The sequence below is a fragment of the Bradyrhizobium sp. GW821-FHT12B03 genome (assembly GCF_058807535.1).
Genome location: NZ_JBXAQU010000013.1, coordinates 1 through 15,272, shown reverse-complemented (window position 1 = coordinate 15,272; position 15,272 = coordinate 1). Strand labels below are relative to the sequence as shown.

Below are 15,272 nucleotides of genomic sequence, written 5' to 3'. Positions count from 1 at the left end.
GGAAGCCGCCGACATTGGTGCGGCGACGCGAGTCGCCGCGACACTAGGTCGGCCGGCGCCGGCCCTGGTTGACGCAGGTCAATTCGATCGCGGGCGAACCGACAGAGGACCGACGCCCCTGGACGAGCGGACGTTCCGGGCTCAGGCTGCCTTCGCCGCAGCCGAGGGCTTGGGCGGCGGGGGCTTCAGCGGCTTGTCCTGCTTCTTCGACCACGAGATGTAATAGGCCACCGTCGTCATGATCGCGATGCCGGCGATGCTGACGAAGAGCTGAGCGAGCAGCGAGCCCGAGCTCATCGACAGCTCGAAATGGCCGACGAAAGACAGGAACACGCCGACGCAGAACACCGCGAGCGATTGCTGACCGCAGACGATCAGGGGATCGAATACCTTCCATTCCAGGCCCGGCCATTCCTTCGGCACGAAGCGGATCACCAGGATCACGATCACGACGAAATGGATGAAGCGGTAGGGCGCAAGGTTGGTCTTGTCGTTCGGGTTGAAGGCCGAGAACAGCCATTCCGGGAACAGGCCGCCGAGGCTCGGAAAGCGGCCGGCCATGGTCATGACCAGTGCGAACAGGAGATAGCCCAGGCACAGCCACAGCGTGACCGGCGCGTTGATCAGCGTCATCGAACGGCGCGCGCCGCCCATGGCGCACCAGGCGCCGAACACGAACAGCACCTGCCAGCAATACGGGTTGAAGTACCACTGTCCCGCCGGATAGGCGTTCAGGTTCCAGCCGAAATGCCGCGCGGCGAGCCACAGCACGATCGACAGCACCATCGTGACGTCGGGCTTGCGCAACATGAACCACAGCACCGGCGGGAACAGGCCCATCAGCACGATGTAGAGCGGCAGCACGTCGAGATTGAGCGGCTTGAAACGCAGGAACAGGCCCTGGCGCAGCGTCTCGGTGGCATTGTCGACGAGGCCCGCGACGTTGAACTCGTTGATCATCTCGGAATCGCCGAAGCGCAGCGCCAGATAGCTGATCGAGGCGATGTAGATCACGAACAGGATGATGTGGGCGACGTAGAGCTGCCAGACCCGCTTGGTCAGGCGCGTGGCGCCGACGACGAAGCCGCGGTCCAGCATCATGCGCGCATAGACGAAGGAGGCGGTGTAGCCGGAGATGAAGACGAACAGGTCGGCCGCATCGGAAAAGCCGTAGTTGCGCGTCGTGATCCAGTTCACGACGTTGTCGGGGATGTGGTCGAGGAAGATCGCCCAGTTGGCGACGCCACGAAACAGGTCGAGCCTGAGGTCACGACCTTTTTCAGGGAGCGTGGCGTTGATGTTCAGAAAGGCCATGCGACGGGAGCTTTCGGAGGGGACAGATACGCTGATGTCGGCGAGGCAGTGCCGCCGGGCGGAATCCCGGCGCAGAAAGCGGGTACGGAATTGTCACGGTGCAGCATAATGACTATACCGTCGGTGAGGGTGACCGGGGGCCGGAATCACCGATCAGTTCCCGGTCGGTGTCTCTATACTATCCCTGAGGTTTCCACCAACTGCCACCCTGACGCATCGAAATCGAACGAAAAGACAAAAAGGCCCGGACCACCCCATGACCGCACGCATTTTCAAGCCCGCCAAAAACGCGATGCAATCCGGCCGGTCCAAGACCCGGGAATGGCAGCTCGACTACGAGCCGGAGCAGCCGCGTTCGGTCGAGCCGCTGATGGGCTGGACCTCGTCCGGCGACATGAAGCAGCAGATCACGCTGCGCTTCCACAGCAAGGAAGAGGCGGTGGCCTATTGCGAGCGCAAGGGCATCGCCTACCAGGTGATCGAGCCCCAGGACTCGATCCGCCGCCCGGTCGCCTATGCCGACAATTTCTCGTTCCGGCGCGGCGAGCCCTGGACGCATTGAGGGGGCGGTTGCTCCGACTTCTTGCGACGTACTCGTCATGCCCGGGCTTGTCCCGCCTGCGCGGCCGAAGCCGCTTCGGCGCGGCGAAGGCCCGGGCATCCACGTTTTGGGCCGCGTGAAAGAGCGTGGATGGCCGGGACAACAAGACCGGCCATGACGGCGGGGAGAACCCGATAGCGCCGCGCCCGGGGGATGGCTCTTGGCACCAATTCCGCCGCATGCTTCGCTGCTCCCGACATCACGGGACCATGACGAGGTTGGGGTATGGCCGGGCGTGACCAGCTCGACGGCGTCGATCTGAAGATACTTTCCGAGCTGCAAGCGGACGGGCGGATCCGCAACAACGAGCTGGCGCTGCGCGTCGGCGTGTCCGCGCCCAATTGCCTGAGGCGGCTGAAATCGCTGTTCAGCCGCGGCGTGATCCGGGCGGTGCGCGCCGTCATCGACGAGCGACGGCTCGGCTATGAGGTGGTGTCGTTCGTGTCGATCCAGCTCGGCAGCCAGGCCCAGCCGGTGCTGGAGGCGTTCGAAAGCTCGATATCGGCGATCCCGCGCATCCAGCAGTGCTGGCGGATTTCGGGCGACACCGATTATCTGCTGAAATGCGTTGCGCCAAGCGTCGAGAGCATGCGCCAGCAATTGCTGCATTTCGCTGCGATGCCTGATGTGAAGAACGTCCGCAGCTTTCCGGTGCTGGGCGTCGCAAAGGACGAACCGCTGCCGTTGCAGGAGATCGCGGTATCGCCTGCAGGATAGGGGCTGCCGGCCGGTCTCGATCGCCGAAATTTCGAAACGCAGGGCCTTTGGCACCCAACACAACGATTCGGATAATGTCACAAAAGATTAGTAACTCACCTAACTGTGACATGTGATTTGCGAAGCCCTGCAATGCGCGAGCCCGTGATTGTCGGTCCCTGCGCGCCGCCTAGATGCAAGGTGTGACCCTCGGTCTGCGTCGCACGCCGGGATGCTTTTGTGGGACCCTAAGCAGGAAAAGACATCATGACATCGACCTCCAAGACAATCGCAGCGTCTGCTGCGACCCTGTTTGCGTCTGCGTTTCTTGTTCTGTCGGCGCCGGCTGCGAAGGCCGACGACTACTGCATCACCAATGGCGCCCAGGCCGCTCACGGCTGTGGCTATCCGACGATGGAGGCCTGCCGCCAGGCGGCCGGCGGCATCGGCGGCTCGTGCTCGCAGGCTGGTGGCGCCAAGAGCAGCAACGACGCGCTCGCGTTCCAGCCGAAGCAGACGCAATCGCAGTCGCGCGCCAAGGTTCGTTCGGGCGCGCAAAACTAACGCCTGACATCGCGCCCTGATCCAGGACATTGCGGCCTCCGAGAGCGATCTCGGGGGCCGTTAATTCATGACGAGCAGGTGACGGTGCGCCTCAGCGATATCTTCCGCGAAACTCGCGCGGCGAGGCACCGGTCCAGCTGCGGAACGCACGGGAAAAGCTCTTCTCGTTGCGGAAGCCGGCGATCTCCGCGATCCGCTTGATCGGGGTGCGGCCGCGCATCAGCTCCTGCTTGGCCAGCTCGAACTTGGCTTCTTCCTTGAGATCGCGCAGCGAGGTTGCTTCCTCGCGCAGGCGCCGGTGCATGGTGCGGGTGGAGAGCGCCAGCTCGCTCGCGACGTCCTCGGCGCCGAGGCTGCGTCCGCGCGCATGGCGCAGCACGCGCCGCACGCGCTCGACCAGCAGCCGGTCGCGCCGATAGGGCAGCACGGTCAGCCGCAGTGCGCCCTTGAGCATGTTGTCGAGATCGACCGCGCTGCGCGTGAGTGGCAGCGACAGATAATGCTTGTCGAAGATAATGGCTGCGCGGTTCGCATCGAAGCGGATGGTTCGGCAGAAGATGGTCGGATAGACCGAGACGTGGCCGGGCTCGGGGTACGGGAATTCCGCGGCGCGGAGCGCGATCCTGGAATCCACCGCCCAGCAGGAGAAACCGAGCACGTAGCGAAGCAGGGTGACCAGGCAGAATTCGCGCAAGGGTCCGAGATCGCGCAGCTCCCGGATGGAGACGATCGCGGTTTCATCGCCAATTTCGAGATCGAGCAGCACGTCCTCGGTGAGCAGGCGGTGATGCCGGCACCAGCGCTTGAGCGCAACCTCCAGCGTCGGTGCCGTGATCGAGGCGCGGCACAGCATGCCATAGGTGCCGAAAGGCAGCCGGCGCGAGAACCAGCCGAGCGCCTCGTCGTCGAGCTCGCGCATGGCATGGCCCGCCAGCGCCTCGAACTGGGCGGCCGTGATCCGCCCGTCCGGAGAATTGACAAGGTCTGGCGCTACCTGGCCCCGCTGCAACGCCTCCGCCGGGTCCCGTCCATATCGCGCATAGGCGGCCACCACGCCGCGGACGAAGGCGGCGGGGGTGACGGCGCGGCGCGGGAGCGCGGTTGCGGTCTGAAAAGGCATCGGAAATCCCTCAGGAAATCCTCGCCAAGTTTGGCGGAAAATGCAACCTTTTCGACCGCAGAAGGGCCCTGACCCCGCTAGGTTCGGGCGACAAAAGACGGAGGAATCGCCTTGAACATCCCGAGCATCGATTTCGATCTGGGCGAAGACATCAGCATGCTGCGCGACACGCTCCGCGCCTTCGTGGAGGCGGAGATCACCCCGCGTGCCGCCGAGATCGAGAAGGCCAATTTGTTTCCGGCGGACCTCTGGAAGCGCCTCGGCGACCTCGGCCTGCTCGGCCTGACCGCGCCGGAGCAATATGGCGGCTCCAACATGGGCTACCTCGCCCATATCGTTGCCATGGAGGAGGTTTCGCGGGGCTCGGCGGCCGTGGGGCTGTCTTACGGCGCCCATTCCAACCTCTGCGTCAACCAGATCCGCCGCAACGGCAACGATGCGCAGCGCCAGCGCTATCTGCCGAAGCTGATCTCGGGCGACTATGTCGGCGCGCTCGCGATGTCCGAGCCCGGTGCCGGCTCCGACGTCGTCTCGATGAAGCTGCGCGCCGACAAGCGCGGCGACCGCTACGTGCTCAACGGCTCCAAGATGTGGATCACCAATGGCGGCGATGCCGACGTGCTGGTCGTCTACGCCAAGACCGATCCGGAGGCCGGCCCGCGCGGCATGACCGCCTTCCTGATCGAGAAGGGCTTCAAGGGCTTCACCCACGGCCAGCATCTCGACAAGCTCGGCATGCGCGGCTCCAACACCTATCCCTTGTTCTTCGATGAGTGCGAGGTGCCGGAGGAGAACGTGCTCGGCAAGGTGGGCGAGGGCGTCAAGGTGCTGATGTCCGGCCTCGACTATGAGCGCACGGTGCTGTCGGGCGGCCCGCTCGGGATCATGGCGGCCTGCATGGACGCGGTGGTGCCCTACATGCACGAGCGCAAGCAGTTCGGCCAGCCGATCGGCGACTTCCAGCTGATGCAGGGCAAGCTCGCCGACATGTACGCGACCTGGCAGGCGACGCGCGCCTATGTCTATGCGGTCGGGCGCGCCTGCGACCGCGCCGACCACGCGCGGACCCTGCGCAAGGATGCGGCGGCCGCGATCCTCTATTCCGCCGAGAAGGCGACGTGGATGGCGGGCGAGGCGATCCAGGCGCTTGGCGGGGTCGGCTACACCAGCGAATTCCCGGTCGGACGGCTCTGGCGCGACGCCAAGCTCTACGAGATCGGCGCGGGCACATCCGAGGTCCGCCGCATGCTGATCGGCCGTGAACTGATGGCCGAGACGGCGTAGGTCCGGCGCAATTCCCCCGCCGCGGTCAAACCTGACCGCGGCCTCCCACCAGATCATCAGAAACGCGGGACAACATGCCGCTCCATTCCAGCATCGATCCGTCTTCATCCGACTTTGCGCGCAATTCCGAGGCGATGCGCGGTCTCGTCGCGGACTTGCGCGAGAAGCTGAGCCAGGTCGCCGGCGGCGGCGGCGAGGTCTCGCGCAACCGCCACACCTCGCGCGGCAAGATGCTGGCGCGCGAGCGCGTCGACCTGCTGGTCGATCCCGGGACCTCGTTCCTTGAGCTGTCGCCGCTCGCGGCTTACGGCCTCTATGGCGGCGACGTGCATTCGGCGAGCGTCGTTACCGGGGTGGGGCGCATCGCGGGCCGCGAATGCGTCATCGTCGCCAACGACGCCACCATCAAGGGCGGCACATACTATCCGATGACGGTGAAGAAGCATCTGCGCGCGCAGGACGTGGCGCGCCAGAACAATCTTCCCTGCGTCTACATGGTGGATTCCGGCGGCGCCTTCCTGCCGCTCCAGGACGAGATCTTCCCGGACGAGCGCCACTTCGGCCGCATCTTCTACAATCAGGCGCAGATGTCGTCGCAAGGCATCCCGCAGATCGCGATCGTGATGGGCTCCTGCACCGCCGGCGGCGCCTACGTGCCCGCGATGTCGGACGAGAGCATCATCGTGCGCAATCAAGGCACCATCTTCCTCGGCGGCCCGCCGCTGGTGAAGGCCGCGACCGGCGAGGTGGTGACCGCGGAGGAGCTCGGCGGCGCCGACGTGCATTCGCGCCAGTCGGGCGTCACCGATCATTACGCCCAGAACGACGCCCATGCGATCGGCATTGCACGCCGGATCGTCGGCACGCTGAAGCCGTCGGCGCGGCCGAACCTCAACATGCATCCGCCGCGCGATCCGCTGTTCGCAGCGGAGGAGATTTACGGCGTGGTGCCCGTGGATGGCCGCAAGCCGTTCGACGTCCGCGACATCATCGCCCGCGTCGTCGACGGCTCCGAGTTCGACGAGTTCAAGAAGCTCTACGGCACGACGCTGGTGTGCGGCTTCGCCCATATCTGGGGCTATCCGGTCGGCATCATCGCCAATAACGGCATTCTCTTCAGTGAAAGTTCGCTGAAGGGCGCGCATTTCATCGAGCTGTGCTGCCAGCGCGGAATTCCGCTGGTGTTCCTGCAGAACATCACCGGCTTCATGGTCGGCAAGAAGTACGAGGCCGGCGGCATCGCCCGCGACGGCGCCAAGCTGGTCACGGCGGTTGCGACCGCCTCGGTGCCAAAGTTCACCGTGGTGATCGGCGGCTCCTACGGCGCCGGCAATTACGGCATGTGCGGCCGCGCCTACGCACCGCGCTTCCTCTGGATGTGGCCGAACGCGCGCATCTCGGTGATGGGCGGCGAGCAGGCCTCGATGGTGCTGAGCCAGGTCCGGCGCGACAATATCGAGGCCAAGGGCGATAGCTGGTCGAAGGACGAGGAAGACAAATTCCGCGAACCTATCCGCGCCCAATATGACAGCCAGGGGCATCCCTACTACGCCACGGCGCGGCTGTGGGACGACGGCGTGATCGATCCGGCCGACACGCGCCTCGTGCTCGGCCTCGGACTCTCGGCGGCGTCGAATGCGCCGATCGAACCCACCAAATTCGGCCTGTTCAGGATGTGATGCGATGGACCGCTCAAAGCTCTACCGCCGTTTTCGCACCCTCCTGATCGCCAATCGCGGCGAGATCGCCTGCCGCGTCATCCGCACCGCGCGCGCCATGGGCCTGCGTACCGTCGCGGTCTATTCCGAGGCCGACCGCGAGGCCATGCATGTCGCGCTCGCGGACGAAGCCGTGCTGCTCGGGCCCGCGCGGGCTCGCGACAGCTATCTCAACGTCGAGCGGCTGATCGAGGCCGCGCGCAAGACCGGCGCCGAGGCCGTGCATCCCGGCTACGGCTTCCTGTCCGAGAATGCCGAATTCGCGCAGGCCTGCCTCGACGCCGGGCTGGTCTTCGTCGGCCCGACCGCCGAGATGATGACGGCGATGGGCTCTAAATCCGGCTCGAAGGCGCTGATGGAGAAGGCGGGCGTGCCGCTGGTGCCCGGCTATCACGGCGATGCGCAGGACGATGCGACGCTGGCGAAGGCGGCCGAGAAGGTCGGCTTTCCCATCCTGGTGAAGGCCTCGGCCGGCGGCGGCGGCCGCGGCATGCGGATCGTGCGCTCGGCCGCCGAGCTCGGGCCCGCAATCGTCAGCGCCAAGCGCGAGGCCAAGGCCGCGTTCGGCGACGACCGCATGCTGATCGAGAAATATGTCGACAACCCCCGCCATATCGAGGTGCAGATCATCGGCGACAGCCACGGCAATCTGCTGTCGCTGTTCGAGCGCGAGTGCACGCTGCAACGCCGGCACCAGAAGGTGATCGAGGAAGCGCCGTCGCCGACGCTCAATCCTGCCCAGCGTGAGACGGTCTGCGCCGCCGCGCGAAAGGCGGCGGGCGCCGTGAACTATGTCGGCGCCGGCACCATCGAGTTCGTCTCCGACGGCAAGGACGTGTTCTTCATCGAGATGAACACGCGCCTTCAGGTCGAGCATCCCGTGACCGAACTGATCACCGGGATCGACCTCGTCGAATGGCAGCTGCGCGTCGCCTTCGGCGAGGCGCTGCCGCTGAAGCAGGAGGATATCAAGCTCAACGGCCACGCCGTCGAGGCGCGCGTCTACGCCGAGAATCCGACCAAGAACTTCATGCCGTCGGTCGGCAGGATCTCGACCTGGCGGTTGCCGGCGGAGACCGGGGGGCTCCGCATCGACGCCGGCTATCGCGAGGGTGACAGCGTCTCGCCGTACTACGATGCCATGCTGGCCAAGATGATCGCCTGGGCGCCGACCCGCGACGTCGCGATCGAGCGGCTCAACCGCGGGCTCGAGGACTCCGACGTCCGTGGCATCGTCACCAACATCCCGTTCCTCTCGGCGTTGATCACGCACCAAAAGGTGCGGGCGAATGCGATCGACACCGGATTCATCGAACGCGAGCTGGCGATTCTGACGCAGGCGACGCCGGCACCCGGCGAGCTCGAGCTGTGCGCCGCGGTCGCCGCGATCGTGAACGAGGAGCGGCAGACCGCGCAGGCAGAGGCGAATTCCCCGTGGCAGACGTTTGGCTGGATGCCGGTCGGCCGCCGCCAGCGTAATTTTGCCTTCCGCGTCGGTCATGAGCCCGAGCAGAAGATTGCTCTGAACTATGGCAGCGGCCCGTCCACGCTGCTGATCGGCGAGCGCGAGCTGGCATTTGCGATCACGGCGAAGGAGGGCGGCTTCGATCTGACCCTCGATGGCGTCAAATCGCAGGTCGCGGCCGTGATCGACGGCCATGAGCTCTATTTGCGCACCCGCAACGGCCGCTTCGATCTGCACTGGGTCGATCCGTTCGGCGGTGAGACCGAGGAGCAGGTCGGCGCGGACAAGATCGCGGCGCCCTTGCCGGGCACCGTCGTCGCCGTGCTGGCCGAGGAGGGCGCCACGCTCGACAAGGGCGCGCCGATCCTGACCCTTGAAGTGATGAAGATGGAGCAGACGCTGCGGGCGCCCTATGCCGGCGTGCTGAAGTCGATCAAGTGCAAGGTGGGCGACATCGTGCAGGAAGGCATCGAGCTCGCCGTGGTCGAGCCGTCCGGAGAGTAAGATGAGCGATTCCGTCCGCATCATCGAGATGGGGCCGCGCGACGGCCTGCAGAACGAGAAGACGCCGGTCAGCGTCGAGGCCCGCATCGCCTTTGTCGAGGCGCTGGTGGCCGCAGGGCTCACGACCGTCGAGGTCGGCGCCTTCGTCTCGCCGAAGGCGATCCCCCAGATGGCAAGCTCGGATCAGGTGCTGCGCGGCGTCAGTCACGTCAAGGGCGCCGAATTCCACGTTCTGGTGCCGAACGAGAAAGGTTATGACGCCGCCCGCGCTGCCGGTGCGATAGTGGTCTCCGTGTTTGCGGCGGCCTCCGAGGGTTTTTCACGCGCCAACATCAACTGCACGGTCGCGGAATCCATCGAGCGGTTCAAGCCGGTGCTGGCGCGCGCCAAAGCTGATGGCGTCAAGGTGCGCGGCTACATTTCGTGCGTGCTGGGCTGTCCGTTCGACGGTGAGATCAAGCCGAAGGCGGTTGCCGATCTCGCCAGCACGCTGTGGGAGCTGGGCTGCTACGAGATCTCGCTCGGCGACACCATCGGCGTCGGCACACCGGTCAAGGCGAAGGAGATGCTGCGCGCGGTGAGCGCCAATATTCTGCCTGCCAGGCTCGCGATGCATTTCCACGACACCTATGGACAGGCGCTCGCCAATCTCTATGCCGGAATGGAGCAGGGCGTCCGCGTCATCGATGCCGCCGCCGGCGGTCTCGGCGGCTGTCCCTACGCGCCGGGCGCGACCGGCAATGTCGCGACCGAGGACGTCGTCTATATGCTCGAAGGCATGGGCATCAGGACCGGCGTCGACATGGACAAGCTGCTGGCGGCCACGAACGAGATGAGCGGCGTGCTGGGCAAGCCGCCCGTGAGCCGCGTGGCGGCCGCGCTGAATGCGAAGAAGAAGCGGGCGGCTTCCTAATTCTCCGTCATTGCGAGCGCAGCGAAGCAATCCAGAATCTTTCCGTTGAGAAAGTCTGGATTGCTTCGTCGCAAGGGCTCCTCGCAATGACGGCGGAGACGGTCAGGCCGCCTTCAGGCCAACATCAGGCAGACGCGGCCGGCTCTTGAGCGCCTTGACCATCATGGCTTCGACCTCGGCCTTCTCCTGCGGCAGCAGCGCGAGGCGGGGCGGGCGGGTCAGCGCGGTGCCGCGGCCCATGATGTGCTCGCACAGCTTGATGCACTGGACGAGGTCCGGGCGGGCGTCGAGATGCAAGAGCGGCATGAACCATTCGTAGAGCGGCATCGCTTCGGCGAAGCGGCCGGCCTTGGCCAGGCGGAACAGCGTCTCGCCCTCACGCGGGAAGGCGTTCGACATGCCGGAAACCCAGCCCACAGCGCCCATGGCGATGCTCTCGACGATGACGTCGTCGAGGCCGGCGAACAGCACGAAGCGGTCGCCGACCATGTTGCGCGTGTCGATGAAGCGCCTTGTGTCGCCGGAGGAATCCTTGAAGCAGACCACGGTCTCGACGTCGGCAAGCGAGGCCAGGATGTCGGGGGTGACGTCGTTCTTGTAGATCGGCGGGTTGTTGTAGAGCATCACGGGCAGGTCCGTCGCGGTGGCGACGGCACGAAAATGCGCGGCGGTCTCGTGCGGCTTGGACGAATAGACCAGCGCCGGCATCACCATCACGCCGTCGATGCCGACGCGCGCGGCTTCCTTCGCCGTCTCGACCGCGAAGGCCGTGGTGAACTCGGCGATGCCGCACAGCACGGGCACGCGGCCGGCGGCGACCGATTTGGCCGCCTCCATGATCGCGACCTTTTCTTTACGCTCCAGCGAGGTGTTCTCGCCGACGGAGCCGCAAACGATCAGGCCGGAGACGCCATCACGGATCAATCCGTCCATGACCTTCGCGGTTGCGTCGATGTCGAGCGAGAGATCGTCATGGAATTGGGTGGTGACGGCCGGGAAGACGCCTTCCCAGGAAACGCGGCGGCTCATGAGTTCACTCCAAGTGAATTTGCCGGCGGGGGGCTGGGGCCGCCGGCTGTGGTAAAGAGGATGGCGGGCGGGATCAGAGCGTCGCGCCGACCTTGCGCAGCTCGGCGAGAACCGGTGCCTTCGGCAGCCAGATCTTGTCGAACTCGGCGATGACGGCCTCGGTGTCGCCGGCCGGGACCTGACGGATCGGGATCGGCGCGTTCTTGAAGTTCTCGACCAGCGCGGGCTCGTTGGAGGCGAGCTCGTCGATCTGCGCGTCCAGCGTCGACTTGATCGTCTTGGTGATCAGCTCGCGGTCGGCGGCGGGCAGCGACTGCCAGACCCGGCCCGAGACCACCGCGGCCATCGGCATGAAGACGGCATTCATCTGGAGGATCACCTTCGAGACCTTGTCGAAGCGCTGGTTCCAGGAGAATTCGAGATCGGCCTCGAGGCCGTCGACCTGGCCGTTGGCCATCGCGTCGAACACTTGCGGCGTCGGGATCGGGGTCGGTGCTGCGCCCAGCGAGGAATAGAAATCGCGATACACCGGCGTCGGGTTGATGCGCAGCTTCATGCCCTTGATGTCGGCGAGCGAATTCAGGTCCTTGGAGGAGAACACCGCGCGCATGCCGGTGATGCCCCAGCCGAGCCCGATCGTTCCGGTCTCCTGCGGCAGCACCTCGAACAGCTTCACCGCCGCCGGATGCCGCACGAATTTCGCGACCGCCGGCGTCGAGCGGACGATGTAGGGCGCGTTGATTGCGGCAATGTGCGGCACGCGCGAGCCGAGTTCGGCGGCCTGGATGAAGCCCATGTCGAGCGCGCCCGACTGCAATTGCTGCATCATCGCGGGCTCGTTGCCGAGCTGGCCCGAGTGGAACACGGTCAGTGTCAGGCGGCCGTTGGTGGCGGCCTTGAGTTCGTCGCCGAATTTGATCGCGGCCTTGTTCCAGGAATGTCCGTTCGGCGTGATCAGCCCAAGGCGGAATTCCTTGGCCTGGGCCAGCGCCAGCGACGGCGCGAACACCGATGCGGCGGCACTGGCTGCGAGAAAGCGGCGACGTGAAAGCGACATGGTCGGGCTCCTTTTTGGAAGGCCTATTTGACGAGGATCAGCGAGAGCGACGGGTAGAGCGAGAGCAGCACCAGGAGGACGCAGGAGATGACGAAGAAGGGCAGCGTCACCATGAACATCTTCCCGGGCTTGGCGCCGGTGACGGCGGCCGCGACGAAGAAGCAGAGCCCGACCGGCGGCGACAGCAGGCCGAGCACGAGATTGATTACGACGACCACACCAAAATGCCGGGGGTCGATGTGGTAGACGTCGGTTGCGACCGGCAGCAGGATCGGTACCGTCATGATCAGGCCGGGAATGCCGTCGATGACGGTGCCGATCACCAGCAGGATGACGTTGCAGATCAGCATGAAGCTGATCGGGTCCTTGGCGGCCGTCTGGATCCAGGCCGCGGTTTCCTGCGGCACCTTGCCGAAGATCAGGACCCAGGAGAACACAGCCGCGGCGGCAACGAGGAACAGCACGATCGCCGAATAGATGCCACTGCGCAGCATCATCTGCGGCAATTGCGAGAACTCGAACTCCTTGGTCCAGTATTTGCCGACCAGGGCAGCTGCAACTGCGCCGACAGCGGCGGATTCCGTCGCGTTGGCGAGTCCGCTCAAGATGGTGCCGACGATGACGATCGGGATCAGCAGGGTCGGCGATGTCCGCAGGATCGTCATGACGCGCTGGCGCGGCGTCTGATAGTCGGCGCGGGGATAGTTGTAGACGTATCCCATCAGCGCAATGACGAGGCAGAACATCACGGTGAGGATGACGCCCGGCACGATGCCGGCGATCAGCATGTCGCTGACCGAGACCTGCGCGAGCACGCTGTAGACCACGAACATCACCGACGGCGGAATGATCGGGCCGAGCATGCCGCCATAGGCGGTCAGTCCCGCCGCAAACGTCTTGTCGTAACCCTTCTTCTCCATCTCCGGGACCATGATCTGGGCCATGATCGCGACCTGCGCGGTCGCGGATCCCAGGATCGAGGAGATGAACATGTTGGCGAGGATGTTGACGTAGGCGAGCCCGCCCTTGAGCGAGCCGACGAAGGCCATTGCCATGTCGACGATGCGCCTCGTGATGCCGCCGCCATTCATGATCTCGCCGATCAGGATGAAGAGCGGAATGGCGATCAGGCCGTAACTGTCGACGCCGCCGAACAGCTGGAGCGGATAGGACTGGAACAGCACGGGATTGCCGGACGCTGCAATGTAGACGAGGCCGGCGAGGCACAGGCAGAGGCCGATGGGCACGCCGACCAGCATGATCGCGACGAAGGCTGCCGAGGTGATCATCAGTTGACCCCGTCGAGCTCGGAGAGCTGAAATCCCCTAGGCGGCGTGCGCGGGACCAGATCGAGATCTTCGAGCAGGTTGGCGAGGCCGTGCACGGTCATCGAGACCGCGAAGATCGGCAGCGTCAGGTACAGCACCCAGGTCGGCCAGTTCAGCGTCTGGGTGCGCTCGGTGTAGAGGAAGTTGAAGGTTTCGGCGGCGAGCTTGCGCCCGTCGAAGCCGGCGCGTGCGAGGCCGATCGGGTCCATCCAGAGCACGCAGGTGACGATCAGGGCGATTCCGAACACGACGACGAGGCCGGTCGAGATCACCTTGGCGATCTTCTGGTGCTGCGGCGAAAGCCGTTCCGTCAGCATGGTGACGGCGAAGTCGAGACGCAGCCGCGTCATGGCCGACGCGCCGATGAATGTCAGCCAGACCACGCAATAGACAGCGGATTCATCGATCCAATAGATCGGGAAATGCGAGTACCGGGTGATGACGTTCACCAGGATCAATGCGGTGAGCAGATACATCAGGCCCATCAGAGCCAGACGCTCGAAGGCCAGCAGCGCGCTCGACGCCCTGATCACAATCCGCCGGGCGCTGAACGCACCCGTATTCGGCATCGTCCCCTCGATCATAAAAGCCCCAATCCCCGCAAGATTTCTCGTGCCAAGGATAAATGTATAATTTATACATTTTGGGTGTCAAACGGAGATTGCGGTCATTTCGGCGGCAGGACGCGCGTTTGCTGGGCACTCACTTTTGCTGGGGTCCTGCAACATGCAAGAGAGGGACCGCTTGAGCGGGACGAGTCGGGAAGGACAACAGAAGGTCAGATGAAACAGCCTCTGAAGCATCGCACCCTGTCGGCTGCGATCGTCGACCAGCTCCGGCAGGCGATCCTCGACGGCACCTATCCGGCGGGATCGCAACTGCGCCAGGATGCGCTCGGTGAGGCCTATGGCGTCAGCCGCATTCCCGTGCGCGAGGCGTTATTCCAGCTCGAGGCGGAAGGGCTGGTGCGCATCGTCCCGCAGAAGGGCGCCATCGTCTCCGAGCTGTCGCTGGACGAAATCAACGACGTGTTCGACCTGCGCCGCATCCTGGAGCCGCGCCTGCTGGCGCAGTCGGCGCCGTATTTCTCCGCGGACGATTTCGACGCGCTCGACGACATCCACAGGCAATTCGAGAAGGCCATCAAGGCCAAGAATGTCAGCGATTGGGGCCAGCTCAACGCCGACTTCCATCTGGCGCTCTATATGCACGCCCCGCAGCCACGCACCCGCGCGATCGTGCTGTCATTGCTCCAGACCAGCGACCGCTACACGCGCCTTCAGCTCTCCAACACCAAGGCAATGGGGATTGCGGAGAAGGAGCACGCCCATCTGATCGAGCTCTGCCGCGCGCAGAAGGTCGATGAGGCCTGCCGGTTTCTGGAGCGGCACATCGAGGCCGTGCGCAAGGATCTGTTGCAGGTCGTGGCCGGAAGCACGATCGCCCCGAAGGGGCGGCGGAAGAGCGAGTAGCGTCGTAGGGTGGATTAGCCCCGCGACTGCGCGAAGCGCTGTTCGCGCGGCGTAATCCACCGCTGTTCGTCTCCGCGGAAACAGAAGAGGTGGGTTACGCCCAGCGACTGCGCTTCGCGCAGCCGCAGGTCTAATACTACTGCGTCATGGGCGTTGACGTCCATTCGAAGCTGTAACGGAGCCACAGCACGGACATCGCGGCAAGGC

15 protein-coding genes are annotated in these 15,272 nt (G+C 65.0%); 8 read left to right on the top strand and 7 right to left on the bottom strand.

Going from position 1 to position 15,272, the window contains the following annotated elements:
• Positions 1-141: 141 nt before the first annotated feature.
• The gene (locus tag AC1RUR_RS23445; RefSeq protein ID WP_492848310.1) at positions 142-1,314 is read right to left on the bottom strand and encodes an OpgC domain-containing protein; all 1,173 of its coding nucleotides are present in this window, start codon (positions 1,312-1,314) and stop codon (positions 142-144) included.
• Positions 1,315-1,570: 256 nt separating this feature from the next.
• On the opposite strand from AC1RUR_RS23445, the gene AC1RUR_RS23440 reads away from it, so the two are divergent.
• The 3 genes from AC1RUR_RS23440 to AC1RUR_RS23430 all read left to right on the top strand — a co-directional run bounded on the left by AC1RUR_RS23440 (position 1,571) and on the right by AC1RUR_RS23430 (position 3,175).
• Positions 1,571-1,876 carry an ETC complex I subunit gene (locus AC1RUR_RS23440; protein WP_008130348.1) on the top strand — a complete coding sequence of 102 codons (306 nt, stop codon included), beginning with the start codon at positions 1,571-1,573 and terminating at the stop codon, positions 1,874-1,876.
• A 264-nt stretch (positions 1,877-2,140) separates the two neighbouring features.
• Entirely contained in the window at positions 2,141-2,632 is a 492-nt protein-coding gene (locus tag AC1RUR_RS23435) for an Lrp/AsnC family transcriptional regulator (RefSeq protein ID WP_492848307.1), read from the top strand.
• A gap of 246 nt (positions 2,633-2,878) precedes the next feature.
• Positions 2,879-3,175 carry a DUF3551 domain-containing protein gene (locus tag AC1RUR_RS23430; protein ID WP_492848305.1) on the top strand — a complete coding sequence of 99 codons (297 nt, stop codon included), beginning with the start codon at positions 2,879-2,881 and terminating at the stop codon, positions 3,173-3,175.
• Between the two features lie 91 nt (positions 3,176-3,266).
• Here AC1RUR_RS23430 and AC1RUR_RS23425 read toward each other — a convergent pair whose 3' ends face one another.
• Positions 3,267-4,295: an AraC family transcriptional regulator gene (locus AC1RUR_RS23425; RefSeq protein WP_492848303.1), complete on the bottom strand. Its 1,029-nt coding sequence runs from the start codon at positions 4,293-4,295 to the stop codon at positions 3,267-3,269.
• 111 nt (positions 4,296-4,406) lie between these two features.
• Here AC1RUR_RS23425 and AC1RUR_RS23420 point away from each other — a divergent pair, with 111 nt between their 5' ends.
• The 4 genes from AC1RUR_RS23420 (at position 4,407) to AC1RUR_RS23405 (ending at position 10,179) form a co-directional block, all read left to right on the top strand.
• Positions 4,407-5,579 carry an isovaleryl-CoA dehydrogenase gene (locus AC1RUR_RS23420; protein ID WP_492848301.1) on the top strand — a complete coding sequence of 391 codons (1,173 nt, stop codon included), beginning with the start codon at positions 4,407-4,409 and terminating at the stop codon, positions 5,577-5,579.
• A gap of 74 nt (positions 5,580-5,653) precedes the next feature.
• Positions 5,654-7,258: a carboxyl transferase domain-containing protein gene (locus tag AC1RUR_RS23415; RefSeq protein ID WP_492848300.1), complete on the top strand. Its 1,605-nt coding sequence runs from the start codon at positions 5,654-5,656 to the stop codon at positions 7,256-7,258.
• Between the two features lie 4 nt (positions 7,259-7,262).
• Positions 7,263-9,266, top strand: a complete 2,004-nt coding sequence (locus tag AC1RUR_RS23410; RefSeq protein ID WP_492848298.1) for an acetyl/propionyl/methylcrotonyl-CoA carboxylase subunit alpha — start codon at positions 7,263-7,265, stop codon at positions 9,264-9,266.
• 1 nt (position 9,267) lies between these two features.
• Positions 9,268-10,179: a hydroxymethylglutaryl-CoA lyase gene (locus AC1RUR_RS23405; RefSeq protein WP_492848296.1), complete on the top strand. Its 912-nt coding sequence runs from the start codon at positions 9,268-9,270 to the stop codon at positions 10,177-10,179.
• Between the two features lie 102 nt (positions 10,180-10,281).
• Here the strand turns inward: AC1RUR_RS23405 and AC1RUR_RS23400 are convergent, their stop codons facing one another.
• From AC1RUR_RS23400 to AC1RUR_RS23385, 4 genes are all read right to left on the bottom strand, one after another.
• Positions 10,282-11,208 carry a dihydrodipicolinate synthase family protein gene (locus AC1RUR_RS23400; RefSeq protein ID WP_492848294.1) on the bottom strand — a complete coding sequence of 309 codons (927 nt, stop codon included), beginning with the start codon at positions 11,206-11,208 and terminating at the stop codon, positions 10,282-10,284.
• Positions 11,209-11,281: 73 nt separating this feature from the next.
• Complete coding sequence (locus AC1RUR_RS23395) at positions 11,282-12,265, bottom strand: TRAP transporter substrate-binding protein (RefSeq protein ID WP_492848292.1); 984 nt, start codon at positions 12,263-12,265, stop codon at positions 11,282-11,284.
• A gap of 23 nt (positions 12,266-12,288) precedes the next feature.
• Positions 12,289-13,554, bottom strand: a complete 1,266-nt coding sequence (locus tag AC1RUR_RS23390) for a TRAP transporter large permease (RefSeq protein ID WP_492848290.1) — start codon at positions 13,552-13,554, stop codon at positions 12,289-12,291.
• A complete protein-coding gene (locus tag AC1RUR_RS23385; protein ID WP_492848288.1) occupies positions 13,554-14,162 on the bottom strand; it encodes a TRAP transporter small permease in 609 nt (202 codons plus the stop codon). Before AC1RUR_RS23385 ends, AC1RUR_RS23390 begins: the two co-directional genes overlap by 1 nt.
• Positions 14,163-14,375: 213 nt before the next feature.
• On the opposite strand from AC1RUR_RS23385, the gene AC1RUR_RS23380 reads away from it, so the two are divergent.
• Complete coding sequence (locus AC1RUR_RS23380) at positions 14,376-15,065, top strand: GntR family transcriptional regulator (protein WP_492848286.1); 690 nt, start codon at positions 14,376-14,378, stop codon at positions 15,063-15,065.
• A gap of 14 nt (positions 15,066-15,079) precedes the next feature.
• Here AC1RUR_RS23380 and AC1RUR_RS23375 read toward each other — a convergent pair.
• Positions 15,080-15,272 (bottom strand): hypothetical protein (locus AC1RUR_RS23375; protein ID WP_492848284.1); only part of this gene is annotated, 193 nt, incomplete at its 5' end.

Excerpts from the sequence above, each read along its gene's own strand:
- AC1RUR_RS23445 (WP_492848310.1), bottom strand. The coding sequence starts at position 1,314 with ATGGCCTTTCTGAACATCAACGCCACGCTCCCTGAAAAAGGTCGTGAC.
- AC1RUR_RS23440 (WP_008130348.1), top strand. The coding sequence starts at position 1,571 with ATGACCGCACGCATTTTCAAGCCCGCCAAAAACGCGATGCAATCCGGC.
- AC1RUR_RS23435 (WP_492848307.1), top strand. The coding sequence starts at position 2,141 with ATGGCCGGGCGTGACCAGCTCGACGGCGTCGATCTGAAGATACTTTCC.
- AC1RUR_RS23430 (WP_492848305.1), top strand. The coding sequence starts at position 2,879 with ATGACATCGACCTCCAAGACAATCGCAGCGTCTGCTGCGACCCTGTTT.
- AC1RUR_RS23425 (WP_492848303.1), bottom strand. The coding sequence starts at position 4,295 with ATGCCTTTTCAGACCGCAACCGCGCTCCCGCGCCGCGCCGTCACCCCC.
- AC1RUR_RS23415 (WP_492848300.1), top strand. The coding sequence starts at position 5,654 with ATGCCGCTCCATTCCAGCATCGATCCGTCTTCATCCGACTTTGCGCGC.
- AC1RUR_RS23410 (WP_492848298.1), top strand. The coding sequence starts at position 7,263 with ATGGACCGCTCAAAGCTCTACCGCCGTTTTCGCACCCTCCTGATCGCC.
- AC1RUR_RS23405 (WP_492848296.1), top strand. The coding sequence starts at position 9,268 with ATGAGCGATTCCGTCCGCATCATCGAGATGGGGCCGCGCGACGGCCTG.
- AC1RUR_RS23400 (WP_492848294.1), bottom strand. The coding sequence starts at position 11,208 with ATGAGCCGCCGCGTTTCCTGGGAAGGCGTCTTCCCGGCCGTCACCACC.
- AC1RUR_RS23395 (WP_492848292.1), bottom strand. The coding sequence starts at position 12,265 with ATGTCGCTTTCACGTCGCCGCTTTCTCGCAGCCAGTGCCGCCGCATCG.
- AC1RUR_RS23390 (WP_492848290.1), bottom strand. The coding sequence starts at position 13,554 with ATGATCACCTCGGCAGCCTTCGTCGCGATCATGCTGGTCGGCGTGCCC.
- AC1RUR_RS23385 (WP_492848288.1), bottom strand. The coding sequence starts at position 14,162 with ATGCCGAATACGGGTGCGTTCAGCGCCCGGCGGATTGTGATCAGGGCG.
- AC1RUR_RS23380 (WP_492848286.1), top strand. The coding sequence starts at position 14,376 with ATGAAACAGCCTCTGAAGCATCGCACCCTGTCGGCTGCGATCGTCGAC.